A 14,224-nucleotide genomic window follows, 5' to 3' on the forward strand; every position below is an offset into this window, starting at 1 on the left:
GACCGTCATCCTGACACTGTACGATCCCCGCTTGTCATCCGTGAACACGTCGTCACGCTGAGCTTCCACCCCGGTACGCGAACGGCGCGGCGGCCGTCCGGCCGCCGCGCCTCGGGAGCGGGGTGGCCTTGGTGGGAGCTGTGGTGGCTCGTGAAACTTTCGGTCAGTTGTCGAAATCGCCTCGGGGAACCCCGTAGCGCTCCACGATCTGCCCGACGGCCCGCTCGCGGCTCGCGGCGGCGGCATGCCGGGGCTGGCGGATGACGTCGCCCGAGGGACTGCAAGCCGGGAGCAATCGCCGCGCAAGGGGCGGATCCTAGCGTCGGAGCGTGTTCAGACGACTGGTTCTCGGCGGCGCCGCACTCGCGGCGACCGCCACGCTGACGCTCGGCCTTCCCGCCGCGGCCCCCGCCCCCGCCACCACCGCCGCCACCACCGCCGCCACCACTCCTGCCGCCGCTCCCGCGCCCGGCAAGGTGGCGGGCACGTTGTTCCGCGCGTGGCTGGCCGGCGACCGCGCCGCCGCGGCGCGGGTCGCCACCCCCGCCGCGGTGAGCACGATCTTCACCTACGCCTACCGCGCCCCCGACCGCTTCGACGGCTGCTCGGACGGCGTGTGCCGGTACGTGCACACCAGCGTGCGCGTGCCCGGCGGCCTGAACGGCATCGCGATGGCCGTGACCGGCTCCAAGGTCACCAAGGTCTACCTGTCCCGGCACATCGTGCGGCCGTCCGCCGTGGCCGGGCACCTGTTCACCGCCTGGAAGCGCGGTGACAGGTACGCGGCGCTGGAGGTCGGCGCCGAGGGCGCGGTGCGGACGCTGTTCCGGGTCGGGTACGACCCGCGCGGCGTCGCCCACCACTTCCAGGGCTGCTCCAAGGAGCCGAAGGGCTACGCGTGCGCCTGGTCCTACGAGGGCGGCGCGATGTTCATGCACGTACGCGGCTCCAAGGCGGCCGGCTACGACGTGCGTTCGATCAGCTACACGGCCGACTGACGGTCAGGCGCCGGCCAGGTCGTTCGCGGCCACGTAGCCGAAGGTCATTGCCGGTCCGATGGTCGAGCCCGAGCCCGCGTAGCTGTGACCCATGACGGCGCCGCTGGCGTTCCCGGCGGCGTACAGGCCGGGGACGACCGAGCCGTCGGCGCGCAGGACGCGGGCGCGGGCGTCGGTGCGCAGGCCGCCCTTCGTGCCCAGGTCCCCGGGGACGATCCTGAAGGCGTAGAACGGCGGCAGCCAGAGCGGCGCCAGGCACGGGTTGGGCCGGACGTACGGGTCGGCGTAGTAGTGGTCGTAGGCGCTGTCGCCGCGGTGGAAGTCGGCGTCCCGCCCGGCCAGGGCGAACCCGTTGAACCGGGTGACCGTGGCCCGCAGGGCGGCCTCCGGCACCCCGATCTTGCGGGCGAGCTGCTCGATCGTCGGAGCCCTGAACAGGGCGCCGCCGTCGTACCAGGAGTCGGGGAAGGGCAGCAGCGGGGCGATGTCCTTGAACAGGTACTTGTTGCGGTACTGCTGGTCGATGATCAGCCAGGCGGGGATGTGCGGGTCGGACGGGGTGTTGCGGTCGTACATGACGTGCACGACGTCGCTGTAGGGCGCGGCCTCGTTGACGAAGCGCCGGCCGCCGCCGTTGACGATGAGGCAGCCCGGCAGGGTCCGCTCGGCCAGGCAGAAGTACGGCTCGCCGGGCAGCGGGATCACCGGCCCCCACCAGGCGTCGTCCATCAGGTCCAGCGCGCCGCCGGCCCGCTCGCCGGCCTCGATGCCGTCGCCGGTGTTCTCCTTGGCGCCGACGGTCCAGCTCGTCCCGATGGGCTGGCGCTGGAACTCGGCCCGCATCGCCGCGCTGTGCTCGAACCCGCCCGACCCGACGATCACCCCGCGCCTGGCCCTGACCACCCCGGCCGAGGTGACCACGCCCGCGACCCGGCCGCCCTCGACGTGCAGGCCGAGCAGCGGGGTGTTCAGCCACACCGGCACCCCGGCGGCCAGCAGCCCGGCGCGCAGCCCCGCGGCCAGCGCCTGTCCCATCGTCAGCGGCTTCTCGCCGCGCAGCGCGGCCTCCGTGCCCCGCAGCAGGCACGCCGCCGACACCTCCGCCCCCTTCGGGTTGACCAGGGCGAGCGTCAGCCACTTGTAGTCGGCGCTGAAGACCACCATGCCCGCCGGGGTCGCCATGTACGGCGGGTTCAGCCGGGCCAGCTCCGGGCCGAGGAGGTTGCCGTCGAACTGGTCCGGCTCGATGGAGCGCCCGTTCGGCATCCCACCGGGGAACTCCGGGTAGTAGTCGGAGTACCCCGCCATGAAGCGGAAGCGCAGCGGGCTGTTGCGCGTCACGAACGAGATCATCTCCGGCCCCGCGGCCAGGAACGCCTGCTGCCGCGTGGCCGGGACGGTGTCGCCCACCACGCGGGCCAGGTACGCGGCGGCCTTGGCGGGCGTGTCCGGCACCCCGGCGGCCAGGATCACCTCGTTGCACGGGATCCAGATGCCCGCCCCCGACCGCGCCGCCGACCCGCCGAACGTCGGCGCCTTCTCCAGCACGACCGTGCTCAGGCCGCGCTTGGCGGCGGTGAGGGCGGCGGTCATCCCGGCGGCCCCGGAGCCGACCACCACCACGTCGTAGTCGGCCTCGGCGTAGGCCGGGTCCTGGCCGAGCGCCGCGCCGGTGACCAGGATCCCGCCCGCGACGAGCAGGGAACGGCGGCTGCGCCCTTGGAGGGTGAGGACGTCGGAGGCCGCTGAGGCAGGTCGCATCGGTGATCCCTTCGACAGGGGAGAGCCGGTCGGCCCTCTCGCCGAAGCGAGCATGCGCTTGGTTGGTTAGCCTGTCAACGGGCCCGCCGTACGGCCAGATCCTTGGCGTGGCCCGCCGTGCCGGTCGCCGTGAGAGCGGTGGCGAACAGGATGAGCTGGTTGAGCACCTTCAGGAACAGCAGCATGCCCGCCGCGCCCGCGACGACCCGGTAGGCGGGATTGGCCGCGGTGAGGTTGACGTAGACCTGGCCGATCGTCTTGAGGATCTCCAGCCCGGCGGTGATGACCAGCGCCGGGCCCGTCACGCGGCGCAGCGGCAGCCGCAACCGCGGCGGCGCGGTCAGCAGCGCCATGGCCAGCAGCGTGTTCACGCCGAGGCCGAGCACGATCCCGGCCGCGGTGAGCACCCACTGCGCCGGCAGGGCCGCCACGCCCACGGTGAGCACGGCCAGCCAGGTCAGCAGCCGCTCGGCGGCGAAGGCGACGGCGAGCGACAGGGCGAGCAGCAGCCCGAGCCCGGCCATCACGCCCAGGTCGATGAGCTGGCGCAGGAGGAAGCGCCCCGGATACTCGTCGAGCTGCCAGATCGCCCGGGTGGCCGAGCGCAGGGTGTCCATCCAGAACAGCCCGGTCAGCGGCAGCGCGACGAAGGCCACCGCGCCGGCCGTGCCCCCCGCCTCCCGGATCGCCTGGACGTCGAGGCGCGGGAAGTTCTCGCTCAGGTAGTGCTGGACCGTGGCGAGGACCGTCGGGTCGTCCATGACGTGGCCGAGGATGCCGAAGGCCAGCAGGGCCAGGGCGAAGGTGGCGAAGAAGGAGTAGTAGGTCAGGGCCGCCGACAGCCGGCCGCCGTCGGTCTTGTCGTAACGCACCACGGCGCGGGACAGGTGGTCGAGCCAGCCGTGCCGGTCGCGGGCCCGCTGCCAGGCCGCCGCCAGGCCCTTGTGCGGTCCGGTGGCGTTCATGGCGCGGGATTCCCTTCGCTTCCGTCCCGGTGGCCGTACGCCGCCGGGTGCTCACCGTACCGCCATGAGCGGATCAGGCGGGGAACGGCCCGGCAGGGGTGGTCGGCGAGGTTTCGCCCTCATCCCCGCGGACGACGGGCCGGACGCGCCGCGGCCGCCTGGCGGGCGGCCGCGGCGCTGCGGTCAGCGGAGGTCGAACGCGCGGAGGGTGGTCTGCCTGAGGCGGTTGCCCGCCGTGTCCCACGCCTCCACCTTCAGGCTCACCGCGCCCTTGGTGGCGCGCAGGGCCGGGTACTTCGCACCGGCGGTGTAGACGCCGTCCCGGCCCCGCCTGAGGTCGGCGGGCTGCCAGGTGGCGCCGTCGTCGGTGCTGGTCCACAGCCGCACGCCCGCGATCGTCGGCATCCTCGCCGCCGACGGCCCGTGGTAGGCCTCCAGCTCGAACGTGTGCCTGCGCCCGGCCGCGACCGTGTTCCCGGCGGACAGGCTGTCACCGAGGTCGTAGCTGACGTACACCGCCGGGGTGGTGCGGCACTGTTCGACCAGCCCGTCGACGAACCAGGCGTAGCAGTTGGCGCCCGGCCTGAGCTGCTCCTTGGCCGGCGGCGCGGTGAACGTCCACTCGACGTCCTGCGAGGCGTTCTTCGCCGTCAGCCGGTAGGTGCCCTGCTCCTTGGGCAGCGGGTAGCGCGGCAGCGTGTCGAACCCCGGCACGGGGGCGTTCGGCAGCTCCTTGCCGTCGCGGTACAGGTGCAGCTCGTACCGCGGCGCGAGGTCGCCGAACGCGCTGCCGTCGTCGCGCCGTTCCCCGACCCCGTTGACCAGGGACGGCGTCACCCACAGGTTGCCGTCGTGCACGCAGATCGCGCACGGCACCCCGATGACGAGCTGCTTGAGCGGGGGCGCGTCCGGGTCGCCGCCGAGCGCGTACAGCTTGTCGGAGGCCGTCGAGGCGCCCGGCGTGCTCGGGGTGGCGAACCACTTCTGGACGGTGCTGCCCGGCCGGTCGAACACCTCGTGCCGGTAGCGGGTCTCCTGGATCTCCTCACCGGGCCCGGACGCGACGAGCGCGGACAGGCCCGCCACGCTCACGAGCTTGGAGTCCAGCGGCCAGACGTACTGCGACCTGCGCTCCGGCATCGGGGTGGACCAGTGCAGGATGTCGGTGTTGGTCGTCGTGTAGGAGATGTCGTCGGTCCGCCACGACGCGCGCCAGCTCATGTACTTCGTGTACGGCGCGCCGTGCACGTCGAGGTCCACCCGGTGGAGCTGACGGTCGGTCACCTTGTACCGCATCGAGTCCGGGACGCGCCCGTCGGCGGTCGGCCTGAACACGTAGGAGTACGGCGTGTTCGGCGTGCCCTCGACCCGGACGGTCACCTCGCCCCGGCCGGCCTCCTCGCGGATCTTCACGCCCTCGGCGTTGGAGACGTAGGCGACGGGGACGCCGACCGGCTTGAACGGCCCGCTGAACGGCTTCTGCGCGATGGGCAGCGGGACCGGGCAGGTGGCGGCCTTCTCGTTGAAGGCCAGGACGCCGGCGGCGCCCGCGTCCCTGATCGGCCCCACACGCTCGATCTGCAGGCCGCACGCCGTGCCGAAGATCCCCTCGGCGGGCTCGGCGTCGATCAGCACGAGCGCGCCGCGCAGGTCCTTGCCCGCGAGGTCCTCGGGACGGCCCTTGCCGGCGTCGACCACCCGCAGGTCCTTGGTGCCCTCGAACGGGACGTACCCGGGATGGATCTCGCCCGCGTCGATCATGTGGACCCGGGTGACCGGGTGCAGGGTCGTGCGCCTCGGCGTGCGCATGGTCATGGTGACCTCGGGCACGCCGAGCTCCCACTGGCCGGCGAAGCGGAAGCCGCCCTTGGTGACCTTCCTGGTCGGCAGCGCCCACACCCTCTCCCACCCGCCGATCGGGCGGCTCGACAGCAGCGTGCCGCCGAAGACCTTGCCGTTGGGCAGGGTGCGCTGGAAGAAGACGTCGTAGGTGTTGTTCAGCGGCTGCGCGGTCTTCGGCGCGCTGAAGCTGATCTCGGTGGCCTTGCGGGCGTCGAGGGTGATCTCGGTGTCGCCGGTGACGGTCAGCTCGGGCTCGAACAGCCAGGCCCGGTTGGCGCGGTCGTCGCCGTCCACCCAGTCGAGCACCTGGAGCAGGCTGACGGTGCCCGCCGGGACGCGGGTCACGACCAGGCCCGCGTCGTCGATGCGGTGGGGGCCGAGCTCGCCCTTGTCGCCGTCCACGTCCAGGACGCTCATGGCCGTCGGGGTGCGCGGCTTGCCGTCCCGGTCGAGGGTGCGGATGGTCAGGTCGTACTTGGGGGCGTCGCGGACCGCGCCGAGCGGCGTGGTGAGCCGGACGCCGTCGGCCTCGGCCGTCACGGCACCGCTGTAGGTGCCGATGGCGAGCTCGGCCGGGTCGAGGGTGACGGTGGTGGCGGCCGTGCCGCCGGCGGGGACGGTCAGCGTCGCGTCGGCGAGGACCGGCTTCGCGGCGCCCATCGCCGCCTTCAGCGTGAGCGTGACGGGCCGGTCGCCCAGGTTGCGGTAGGAGACCTCGCCGGTCTTCGCCGCGCCGCCGGCCTCCAGCAGGCCGAAGTCCACGCCGCCGCTGGTCGCGAACACCTGCTGGCGGGTCGCGCGGTCCAGGTCCACCCGGCCGGCGCCCTGCTCGTAGACGGTGAAGCCGTCGTCCTTGGAGGTGGACATCAGGGCCGTCTTGAGCTGCGGGCCCGTCCAGTCCGGGTGCTGCTGCGCCAGGATCGCGACCGCGCCGGCCACGTGCGGCGTGGCCATGGAGGTGCCGGAGGCGCCGGTGTAGTGATCGTCCACCGGGGAGCCCATGGCGGTGCCGGACGCCCGCGCGGCCACGATGTCCACGCCCGGCGCGGCGATGTCGGGCTTGAGCCCGCCGCCCGGACGCGGCCCGCGGCTGGAGAACGCGGCGAGCTGGTCCTTCTTGTCCACCGCGGCCACGGTCAGCGCGGCGTCGGCGGCGCCGGGCATGCTGATCGTCTCGGCCTCGTACAGGTTGCCCGCGGCGACCACGAACAGCGTGCCGGTCTCGGCGGTCAGGTCGTTCACGGCCTGGCTGAGCGGGTCGGTGCCGTCGCTGGGCGGGCCGCCGAGGCTCATGCTGACGGCCTTGGCGCCGCTGCGCGCGGCCCACTCCATGCCCTCGATGATCCACGACTCCTGGCCGGAGCCGGTGTTGTCGAGCACCTTGCCGACGACGAGCTGCGCGCCGGGGGCGACGCCCTTGTACTTGCCGCCCGAGGCCGCGCCCGTCCCGGCGATGGTCGAGGCGACGTGGGTGCCGTGCCCGTGCCCGTCCTGGACGGGCTCCTCGGGGACGAACGACTTGCTGTCGGCGATCTTCCCGGCCAGGTCGGGGTGGCCGGTGTCGGCGCCGGTGTCCAGGACGGCGATCTTCACGCCGGTCCCGTCCTGGCCGCGTTCCCACGCCTGGTGGGCGCCGATCATGGGGACGCTCACGTCCAGGTCGGCCTTGACCTTGGCGTCCAGCCACAGCTTGGCGATGCCGCCGCCCAGTGTGCCGGGCGCCTTGGCCAGGCCCTCCCGGGCGGGCTGCCCGCCGCGTACGGCCTGCCAGAACGTGCCCGCCTCGGCCTTGGTGACGTCGAGGGCGGAGGCGTGGATGCTCTCCAGCGTCCGGGTGGGATCGCCGGCGGGGACGGCGGCGGCCGAGCGCTTGACCGCGGCCTCGGGCTGGTCGCCCGGGTACTGCACGATGACCGGCAGCCGCTTGGCCACGTCGTCGGCGTAGCCGTTCTCGGCCAGGTACTTGACGTCGAACAGCCGCCTGTCCACCAGCCCGGCCTGGACGGCGGTGATCGCGTCGTCCGGCAGCACGAAGACGCCGTCCGGGGTGAACCGGGTGAACAGGTTGATCCGGCGGCCGTCCTGGCGCGTGCCGGGGGCCGTCTCGACGCGGTACCGGCCGGCGGCGGACCGGGTGAGCTGGACCTTGTCGCCCGTGATCAGCGTGACGACGATCTTCTGGGCGCGCACCCCGGACAGGGTGACGTCCTTGGCGGCCTGCGCGGGGGCTGTGGGAGCGGCTGCGGGGGCGGGGACGTCCGGCGTCGCGGCGGTCGCCGGTGCGGCGGTCAGCACGCCGGCGAGCGCGGTGACCGCGGTCAGCAGGACGCCTGTCCGGCGCGCCAGCGGGGGGCGGGGCAATGCCATGGTGGCCTTTCTGGCGGGGGGGAGGGGGGACGGGGTTCAATGCCGTCCGGGAGTGGTCAGACGGGGTTCAATACCGTCCGGGAGTGGTCAGACGGGTTCAATCCCGTCCGGGAGGGGTCAGACGGGTTCGAAGCCGTCCGGCGGGCGAGGGGGGTCCGGGGTCTCCTCCTGAGGGGAGGGGTCGTCCGGGACGGGGTCGTCCAGGTCCGGCCGGTCGGGGTCCTGGGGGGTTTCGGACATGCCGAAAGTGTCGCGGCAGCCGTATGGGGTGCGGTATGGGGTGCCCTATGGGGAAAAATCCCCAATTTGGGGATTCAGTCGCCGGGGAGGAGGTGGCGGGCCAGCTCCGTCCGCGACCGCGCCCCCACCTTGCGCATGGCCGCGCTCACGTGCTTGTCCACCGTCTTCGGCGACAGGAACAGCTCCCTGGCGATCTCCTGGTTGGTCAGCCCCTCGGCCGCCAGCCGGGCCACCTGCTCCTGCCGGGCCGACAGCGCGTGGTCGTTCCCCGCCTGCGCGGGCGCGCTCTGCGTCGCCGGGCGCACACCCCACCTGCGGCCCAGCCCGGTCGCGCGGTCGAGGTCCCAGCGCGCCCCGAGGTCGGCGTACACCGCGACGGCCCGGCCCAGCCGGACGGCGGCCTCGGGGTCGTCGAGGGCGAACAGGCAGGCGGCGGCCTGCTCGCTCGCCTGCGCGGCCTCGTACCGGGCGGGGACCTGCTCGAAGGCGTCGGCGGCGGCGGCGAACTCGGCCGCGGCCCGCGCCCACTGCCCCTCGGCGGCGGCCAGCAGGCCGCGGGCCTGCGCGAGCGCGGGCGCGGCCAGCGGCGCGTCGAGCCCGTCCACCCGGGCGGCGTGCCGCGCCACGACCTCGGCGGCCTCCTCGGGACGGCCCGCCGCCAGCAGCGCCTCGGTCAGTCCGGGCAGCGCGCGGACCGCCACCGGCCACAGCTCGCTCGCCTCCCAGGAGCGGAGCGCCTCCATGGCCGCCGCGATCGCCGCCTCCGGCTCGCCCCGCGCCGCGGCCAGCCTGAGCAGCATCGCCAGCGGCAGCACGAGGTCGTCGTACTGCCCCCGGGTACGCGCCTCGGCGGCGGCGTCGAGCAGCGGCGGCAGCGCGGCCTCCTGGCGGCCCTGCACCGCGGCCAGGCAGGCGGTCACGATGTCCACCAGGATGCGCTCGTGCGGCTCGTCCACGAAGTGGTCGCGCAGCTCCTGGAGCCTGGCCGGCAGCCCGTGCCAGGAGCCCTCGAAGTAGTCGGCCGCGGCCAGGTTCACCAGGCAGCGCAGTTCGAGCCGCTCGCGCAGGTCGGGCTCGGCGCCGTCCTCGACCGCCGCGGTCAGCAGGCGGCGGCCCCGGCGGTGGTGCCCGCTGAACAGGGCCGCGCCCCCGATCGAGCGGTAGGCGTTGACCTCGCGGCGCAGCAGCCGCCGCCCGCCGGTCTCCCGCAGCAGGTCGTCGGCGAGCACGGCCCAGCGCGGGTCGCCCATCACCACGAAAATCATCGCGATCTTGCCGAGCACCAGCATGCGCGTGGCCGGGTCGGCGACGGCGGGCAGGGTCGCCAGCGCCCGCTCCAGCCACGCCATGGTCTCCTTCGGCGGCAGGCCGCTGGGCGGGCGGCCCACCCCGGCCATGGCCCACGCGGCCAGCCCCGGCTCGCCGGCCAGGTCGTCGGCGGCCCGCGCGAAGGCCTCGCCGATGCGGGCGCCGTCGGTGCGGGTGCGCTCCAGGTGCAGCGCGAGCAGCAGCCGCAGCCGGCCGCGGAGCGGGGGCGGGACGTCCTGCTCCAGCGCGCCGGTGACCAGGTCGGCGACCGGCGGCGGGCGCAGCAGCTCCAGGGCGGCCCAGCCCAGCTTCACCGTCAGCTCGGCCCGCCGGGCGGCGGGCAGCTCGGCGCCGCGCAGGACGTCCTCCAGCAGGCGCGCGGCCTCGGCGTCGTCGCCCAGCCGCGACGCCTGCTCGGCCGCCTCGATCGCGGCCTCCACCCACTGCCCGGCCCGGCCGGCCTGGCGCAGGTGGTGGGCCAGGCGTCCCAGCGGCACCGGGCGCAGCTCGCGTACGGTGTCGGCGGCGGCGGCGTGCAGGGCCTGGCGGCGGCCGAGCGGGATCGCCTCGTAGACCGCCTGGGCCGCCAGCACGTGACGGAACCCGACCAGCCCGCCGGTGTCGCCGAACAGCCCGGAGCCGAGCACCTCGTCGATCGCGCCGACGTCCGGTCCCGACAACAGGGCGACGGGCACCGGGAGCTGCAGCACGGCGGCCCGTTCCGCCACCTCCTTGGCGCCGGGGGAGAGCCGGGCCACCCGTTCCTGCACCGAGGCGCGCACCCCGCTCGGCACGTCCAGCTCCTCCAGGGCCCGCCGCGCCCAGCCGCCCTCCCACCGGATCAGCGTGCCGCGGTCGCGCAGCAGCGCCAGCAGCTCCTGGACGGCGAGCGGCAGGCCGGAGGCCCGCCCGCACAGGTGCTCGGCGAACTCCGCCGTCACCTCCTCGGCCCCCAGGATCGCCGAGGCCATCACCCGCGTCTGGGCGGCGTCGAGCGGCGGCAGCACCAGATGCTCGGCCGTGGTCGTGTCGGGGGCGCGCGCGGTGATCGCCCGTACCGCCCCGGACGCCTCCTCGCTCCGGTACGTCAGCACCACGCGTAACGTGCCGGGCAGCACGGACATCAGGTACGTCAGGAACTCGACCGTCTGCCCGTCGGCCCAGTGGAGGTCCTCCACCGCCAGGACGGCGGGGCCGAGCGCGGTCAGCACCTCGGCGAGCCCCCGGAAGACCCGGTGCCGCTCGGCCGCCCGGTCGTCGAGCGGCGGCGGCGTCTCGGGCAGCACGCCGGCCAGCTCCGGCAGCAGCTCGCGCAGCGCGCCCGCGACCGGCGACAGCGCCGCGCCGTCCAGCTCGGACGCGCGTCCGCGCAGCGCCTCGACGACGGGCCCCAGCGGGAACGGCTCCCTGATCTGCACGCAGGCCCCGCTCAGCACCCGCAGGCCCGTCACCGCGGGAGCGCCGAGCAGCTCGGCCGTCAGCCTGGACTTGCCGATGCCGGCCTCGCCCTCGACGACGGCCACGGCGGGCGCCCCGGCGACCAGCGCGACGAGCCGGGCGAGCTCCCTCTCCCGCCCCACCAGAACCGGGGAGACCACCCGCCCAGCACGCACCCGCTCATTCAACTGCACCCGAACCCATAGATCAACGTCACATCACCCCACCGGCTCCCGGCCTCGGGTGGGGGAGCCGGCCGGTGGGAGGGTCAGGCGGGGGTGATGGCGTCGTAGTCGATCAGCAGGTGGCGTGGGCCGCGCAGCACCGCGCTCGGCCGGTACGGCGGCGGGTCGGCGACCAGCCGCGGATTTCGCACCCTGCGCACCAGCTCCCCCAGCACGACCTGCGCCTCCAGCCGGGCCAGCGGCGCGCCGAAGCAGTAGTGGACGCCGCCCCCGAACCCCAGGTGCTCGTTGGGCCTGCGGCACGGGTCGAACCGGTCGGGCTCGCGCACGTGGGCCGGGTCGCGGCTGCCCGCCGCCAGCGCGAGCACGACGGGCGAGCCGGCCGGGATCGTCACCCCGCCGACGACCACGTCGTCGAGGGTGACCCGCGAGGAGACGAGCTGCACGGGCGGCTCGAAGCGCAGCAGCTCCTCGACCGCGGTGATGACGAGGTCGGGGTCGGCGCGCAGGCGTTCCAGCAGGATGGGGTCGCGCAGCAGGGTGAGCATGCCGTTGGCGATGAGGTTGATCGTGGTCTCGTGCCCGGCGATGAGCAGCAGCAGCGAGGTGGCGACGACCTCCTCGGGCGTCATCCGGCCGTCGGGCCCTTCGTAGGTGACGAACCCGGACAGCATGTCGTCGCCCGGCTCCCGCCGCCGCTCCTCGGCCAGCCCGGCGAGGTAGCGTTCCAGGTTCTCCGCCACCGCCTGGCGCTCCCGCGCCCGCTCGGCGCGGGCCTCCTCGCCCGGCCCGAGCGTCTCGACGATCTGGTCCGCCCAGGCGTGGAACTGCTGCTCGTCCTCCGCCGGGACGCCGAGCAGCCGGCAGATCACCGCGATCGGCAGCGGGTAGGCGACCTCGTCGACGACGTCGGCCCGGGTCTTGCCCGCCAGGGCGTCGATCAGCTCGGTGGTGGCGGCCAGCATCATGGGACGCAGCCCGTCCACGACGCCCGGCGAGTGCGGCGGCCCGAAGTGGCGCATGGTCAGGCGGCGCAGCCGGTCGTGCTCCGGCGGGTCGAGCCTGATGAAGGCGGGCGCGTGCTCCGGCGTCTCCGGCGCGTCGGCCAGGTTGCGGCGGTCGGAGCTCACCCGCGGGTCGTGCAGCAGCTCGACGATCTCCCGGTACGTGCTGACGACGTACGAGCCGTCCTCCAGCCGGGTCACCGGGTTCCTGCGCAGCTCCCCGAGGAACGGATAGGGGTCGGCGCGGCCGGCCGGGTCGAGGATGCGCTGGAAGGCGGCGTCCGAGGTCATGTCCACTCCTGTCCTGGGTTCCTGCCGGGTCAGCTCTGCGGCGCGTGCAGCAGCGAGGCGCGCCGCTCGGCCGGGTCGTGGCCGGTCACCACGACCGTCGCCCCCTCAGCCGCGACCAGCCGTTCGGGCACCCGGGCCGGTACGGGCCGCGCCTCCCCCCGCTGGTCGAGGTGCCGGAAGGCGGGCGGGAAGGGCGTGGCCCGCTCGATCAGCCGCTGGTAGAACTCCAGCCACATGCCCTGGTCGAAGGTGACCGCGGCGGTGATCCGGCCCCGGTAGCCGTAGACGGCGACGAAGCGGCGCTCGTCCGTCGAGCCCTGCGTGACGACCAGCTCGTCGGCGAAGGTCGGCACGCCCACCGACTTGATGTTGACCCCGAACTGGCTGGACCAGAACACCGGCACCGACAGGTGCGGCCAGCGCTGCGTCTGGTCGCTGACCATGTTGTGGGCCGCGATCTCGGCCTGCGTGACCGCGTTCCCCCAGTGCTCCAGCGTCATGAACTGGTACTGGTACAGCGGGTGCGGGAAGCGGGCGATGTCGCCGGCGACGAAGACGTCGTCGGTCACCAGGCCGTTGGTGTCCACGGCCCGGCAGCCGGCGTCGCAGGCCACCCCCCACACCCCGGCGGCCAGCCCCGAGTCGTGCAGCCACTCGACGTTGCGGACCGAGCCGAGCGCGACGACGGCGACCTCGGCCTCGATCGTGCTGCCGTCCGACAGGCGGGCGCCGCGCAGCCGCCCGTGCCCGTCGCCCTCCAATGAGGTGACCGTGGTGCCGCACCGCAGGTCCACGCCGTGCTCGCGGTGGAGCTGGGCGGCCACGTCGCCGATCACGCCGCCGAGGGCGTTGACGAGCGGCGCCTGGCCGCGTTCGACGACCGTCACGGGCAGGTCCAGCTCGCGGCAGACCGAGGCGATCTCGCTGCCGGTGAACCCGGCGCCCAGGATGAGCACCCGGTTGGGACGGGCGGCCAGCGCCTTCCGCAGACCGGCGGCGTCCCGCATCGAGCGCAGCGTGTGGACGCCCTCCAGCCGGGCCTCCTCCTCGTTCGGCCAGGGCCGGGCGCGGGTGCCGGTGGCCAGCAGCACCCGGTCGAAGCCGACCTCGCGGCCGTCGGCCAGCAGGACGCGCTTGCCGGCCACGTCCAGGCCCGTCGCGGGGGTGCCCCACAGCCACTCGGCCTCGACCTCGCGCAGGTGGGGCAGCATGACGTGGTCGGGCGCCACCTGTCCCATGAGCACCTGCTTGGACAGCGGCGGCCGGTCGTACGGCTCGGCGGGCTCGTCCCCGATCACCGTCAGCGACCCGGTGAAGCCCTCCCGCCTGAGCACGCCGGCGGCCCGCGCCCCGGCCAGGGACGCCCCGACGACGACGATGCGCCCGTCGGTCATCCCGCGCGCCGGCGGGCCGGGCGGCTCGGGCGTGAGCCGGGTCGCCGTCCAGTCGAGGTGGATGGCCTGGACGGGGCAGGCCGCCGCCGCGCGCAGCACGTGCTCGCGCCGGTCGTCGCCGGGGTCCAGGTCGTACAGGAGGGACTCCTCGCGCATGGTGAAGACGTCGGGCGCGAGGAAGGCACACTGCCCGTACCCCTGGCAACGCGTCAGATCGACGACGACTTTCACCGGCCATCCCCCCGTCGAGCGAGCCGCGCGCCCGCTCCCCGGTCGGCGCGCCCGGCCCGGAATGGCCTACCCCCGCCGCCCGCGCCCGTAGCCTGCGCGCGGCGATCCTGCCCTGGTCTTTAGGCGGTACGGAGAGAAATCACGCCATCCCGGGCGGCCCGGGTCGCCGGCGGGACCCGGCACCGTAACCAGGGCTTCGAG

The 14,224-nt window shown here is 74.5% G+C and carries 8 protein-coding genes; 1 reads left to right on the forward strand and 7 read right to left on the reverse strand.

Features of this window, described 5'->3' with window-relative positions; genetic code table 11:
- Nucleotides 1-329 precede the first annotated feature (329 nt).
- Nucleotides 330-998, forward strand: a complete 669-nt coding sequence (locus ACIHAD_RS31825; protein ID WP_397358371.1) for a hypothetical protein — start codon at nucleotides 330-332, stop codon at nucleotides 996-998.
- 3 nt (nucleotides 999-1,001) lie between these two features.
- Here the strand turns inward: ACIHAD_RS31825 and kstD are convergent, their stop codons facing one another.
- From kstD to ACIHAD_RS31860, 7 genes are all read right to left on the reverse strand, one after another.
- Nucleotides 1,002-2,759, reverse strand: a complete 1,758-nt coding sequence (gene kstD / locus ACIHAD_RS31830) for a 3-oxosteroid 1-dehydrogenase (RefSeq protein WP_397358372.1) — start codon at nucleotides 2,757-2,759, stop codon at nucleotides 1,002-1,004.
- A gap of 74 nt (nucleotides 2,760-2,833) precedes the next feature.
- On the reverse strand, nucleotides 2,834-3,724 hold the full coding sequence (locus ACIHAD_RS31835; RefSeq protein WP_397358373.1) for a YihY/virulence factor BrkB family protein: 891 nt from the start codon (nucleotides 3,722-3,724) through the stop codon (nucleotides 2,834-2,836).
- A gap of 183 nt (nucleotides 3,725-3,907) precedes the next feature.
- Complete coding sequence (locus ACIHAD_RS31840) at nucleotides 3,908-7,933, reverse strand: S8 family serine peptidase (protein WP_397358374.1); 4,026 nt, start codon at nucleotides 7,931-7,933, stop codon at nucleotides 3,908-3,910.
- A 117-nt stretch (nucleotides 7,934-8,050) separates the two neighbouring features.
- On the reverse strand, nucleotides 8,051-8,173 hold the full coding sequence (locus ACIHAD_RS31845) for a hypothetical protein (protein ID WP_397358375.1): 123 nt from the start codon (nucleotides 8,171-8,173) through the stop codon (nucleotides 8,051-8,053).
- Between the two features lie 74 nt (nucleotides 8,174-8,247).
- Entirely contained in the window at nucleotides 8,248-11,094 is a 2,847-nt protein-coding gene (locus ACIHAD_RS31850) for a helix-turn-helix transcriptional regulator (RefSeq protein WP_397358376.1), read from the reverse strand.
- Between the two features lie 92 nt (nucleotides 11,095-11,186).
- Nucleotides 11,187-12,398 carry a cytochrome P450 gene (locus ACIHAD_RS31855; protein WP_397358377.1) on the reverse strand — a complete coding sequence of 404 codons (1,212 nt, stop codon included), beginning with the start codon at nucleotides 12,396-12,398 and terminating at the stop codon, nucleotides 11,187-11,189.
- 29 nt (nucleotides 12,399-12,427) lie between these two features.
- Nucleotides 12,428-14,023 carry an FAD-dependent oxidoreductase gene (locus ACIHAD_RS31860; protein WP_397358378.1) on the reverse strand — a complete coding sequence of 532 codons (1,596 nt, stop codon included), beginning with the start codon at nucleotides 14,021-14,023 and terminating at the stop codon, nucleotides 12,428-12,430.
- Nucleotides 14,024-14,224: the final 201 nt, after the last annotated feature.

The organism is Nonomuraea sp. NPDC052265, from assembly GCF_044547985.1.
GTDB lineage: Bacteria > Actinomycetota > Actinomycetes > Streptosporangiales > Streptosporangiaceae > Nonomuraea.

Coding starts and splice junctions, on each gene's coding strand:
- ACIHAD_RS31840 (WP_397358374.1), bottom strand. CDS start 7,933: ATGGCATTGCCCCGCCCCCCGCTGGCGCGCCGGACAGGCGTCCTGCTG.
- ACIHAD_RS31845 (WP_397358375.1), bottom strand. CDS start 8,173: ATGTCCGAAACCCCCCAGGACCCCGACCGGCCGGACCTGGACGACCCC.
- ACIHAD_RS31855 (WP_397358377.1), bottom strand. CDS start 12,398: ATGACCTCGGACGCCGCCTTCCAGCGCATCCTCGACCCGGCCGGCCGC.
- kstD (WP_397358372.1), bottom strand. CDS start 2,759: ATGCGACCTGCCTCAGCGGCCTCCGACGTCCTCACCCTCCAAGGGCGC.
- ACIHAD_RS31835 (WP_397358373.1), bottom strand. CDS start 3,724: ATGAACGCCACCGGACCGCACAAGGGCCTGGCGGCGGCCTGGCAGCGG.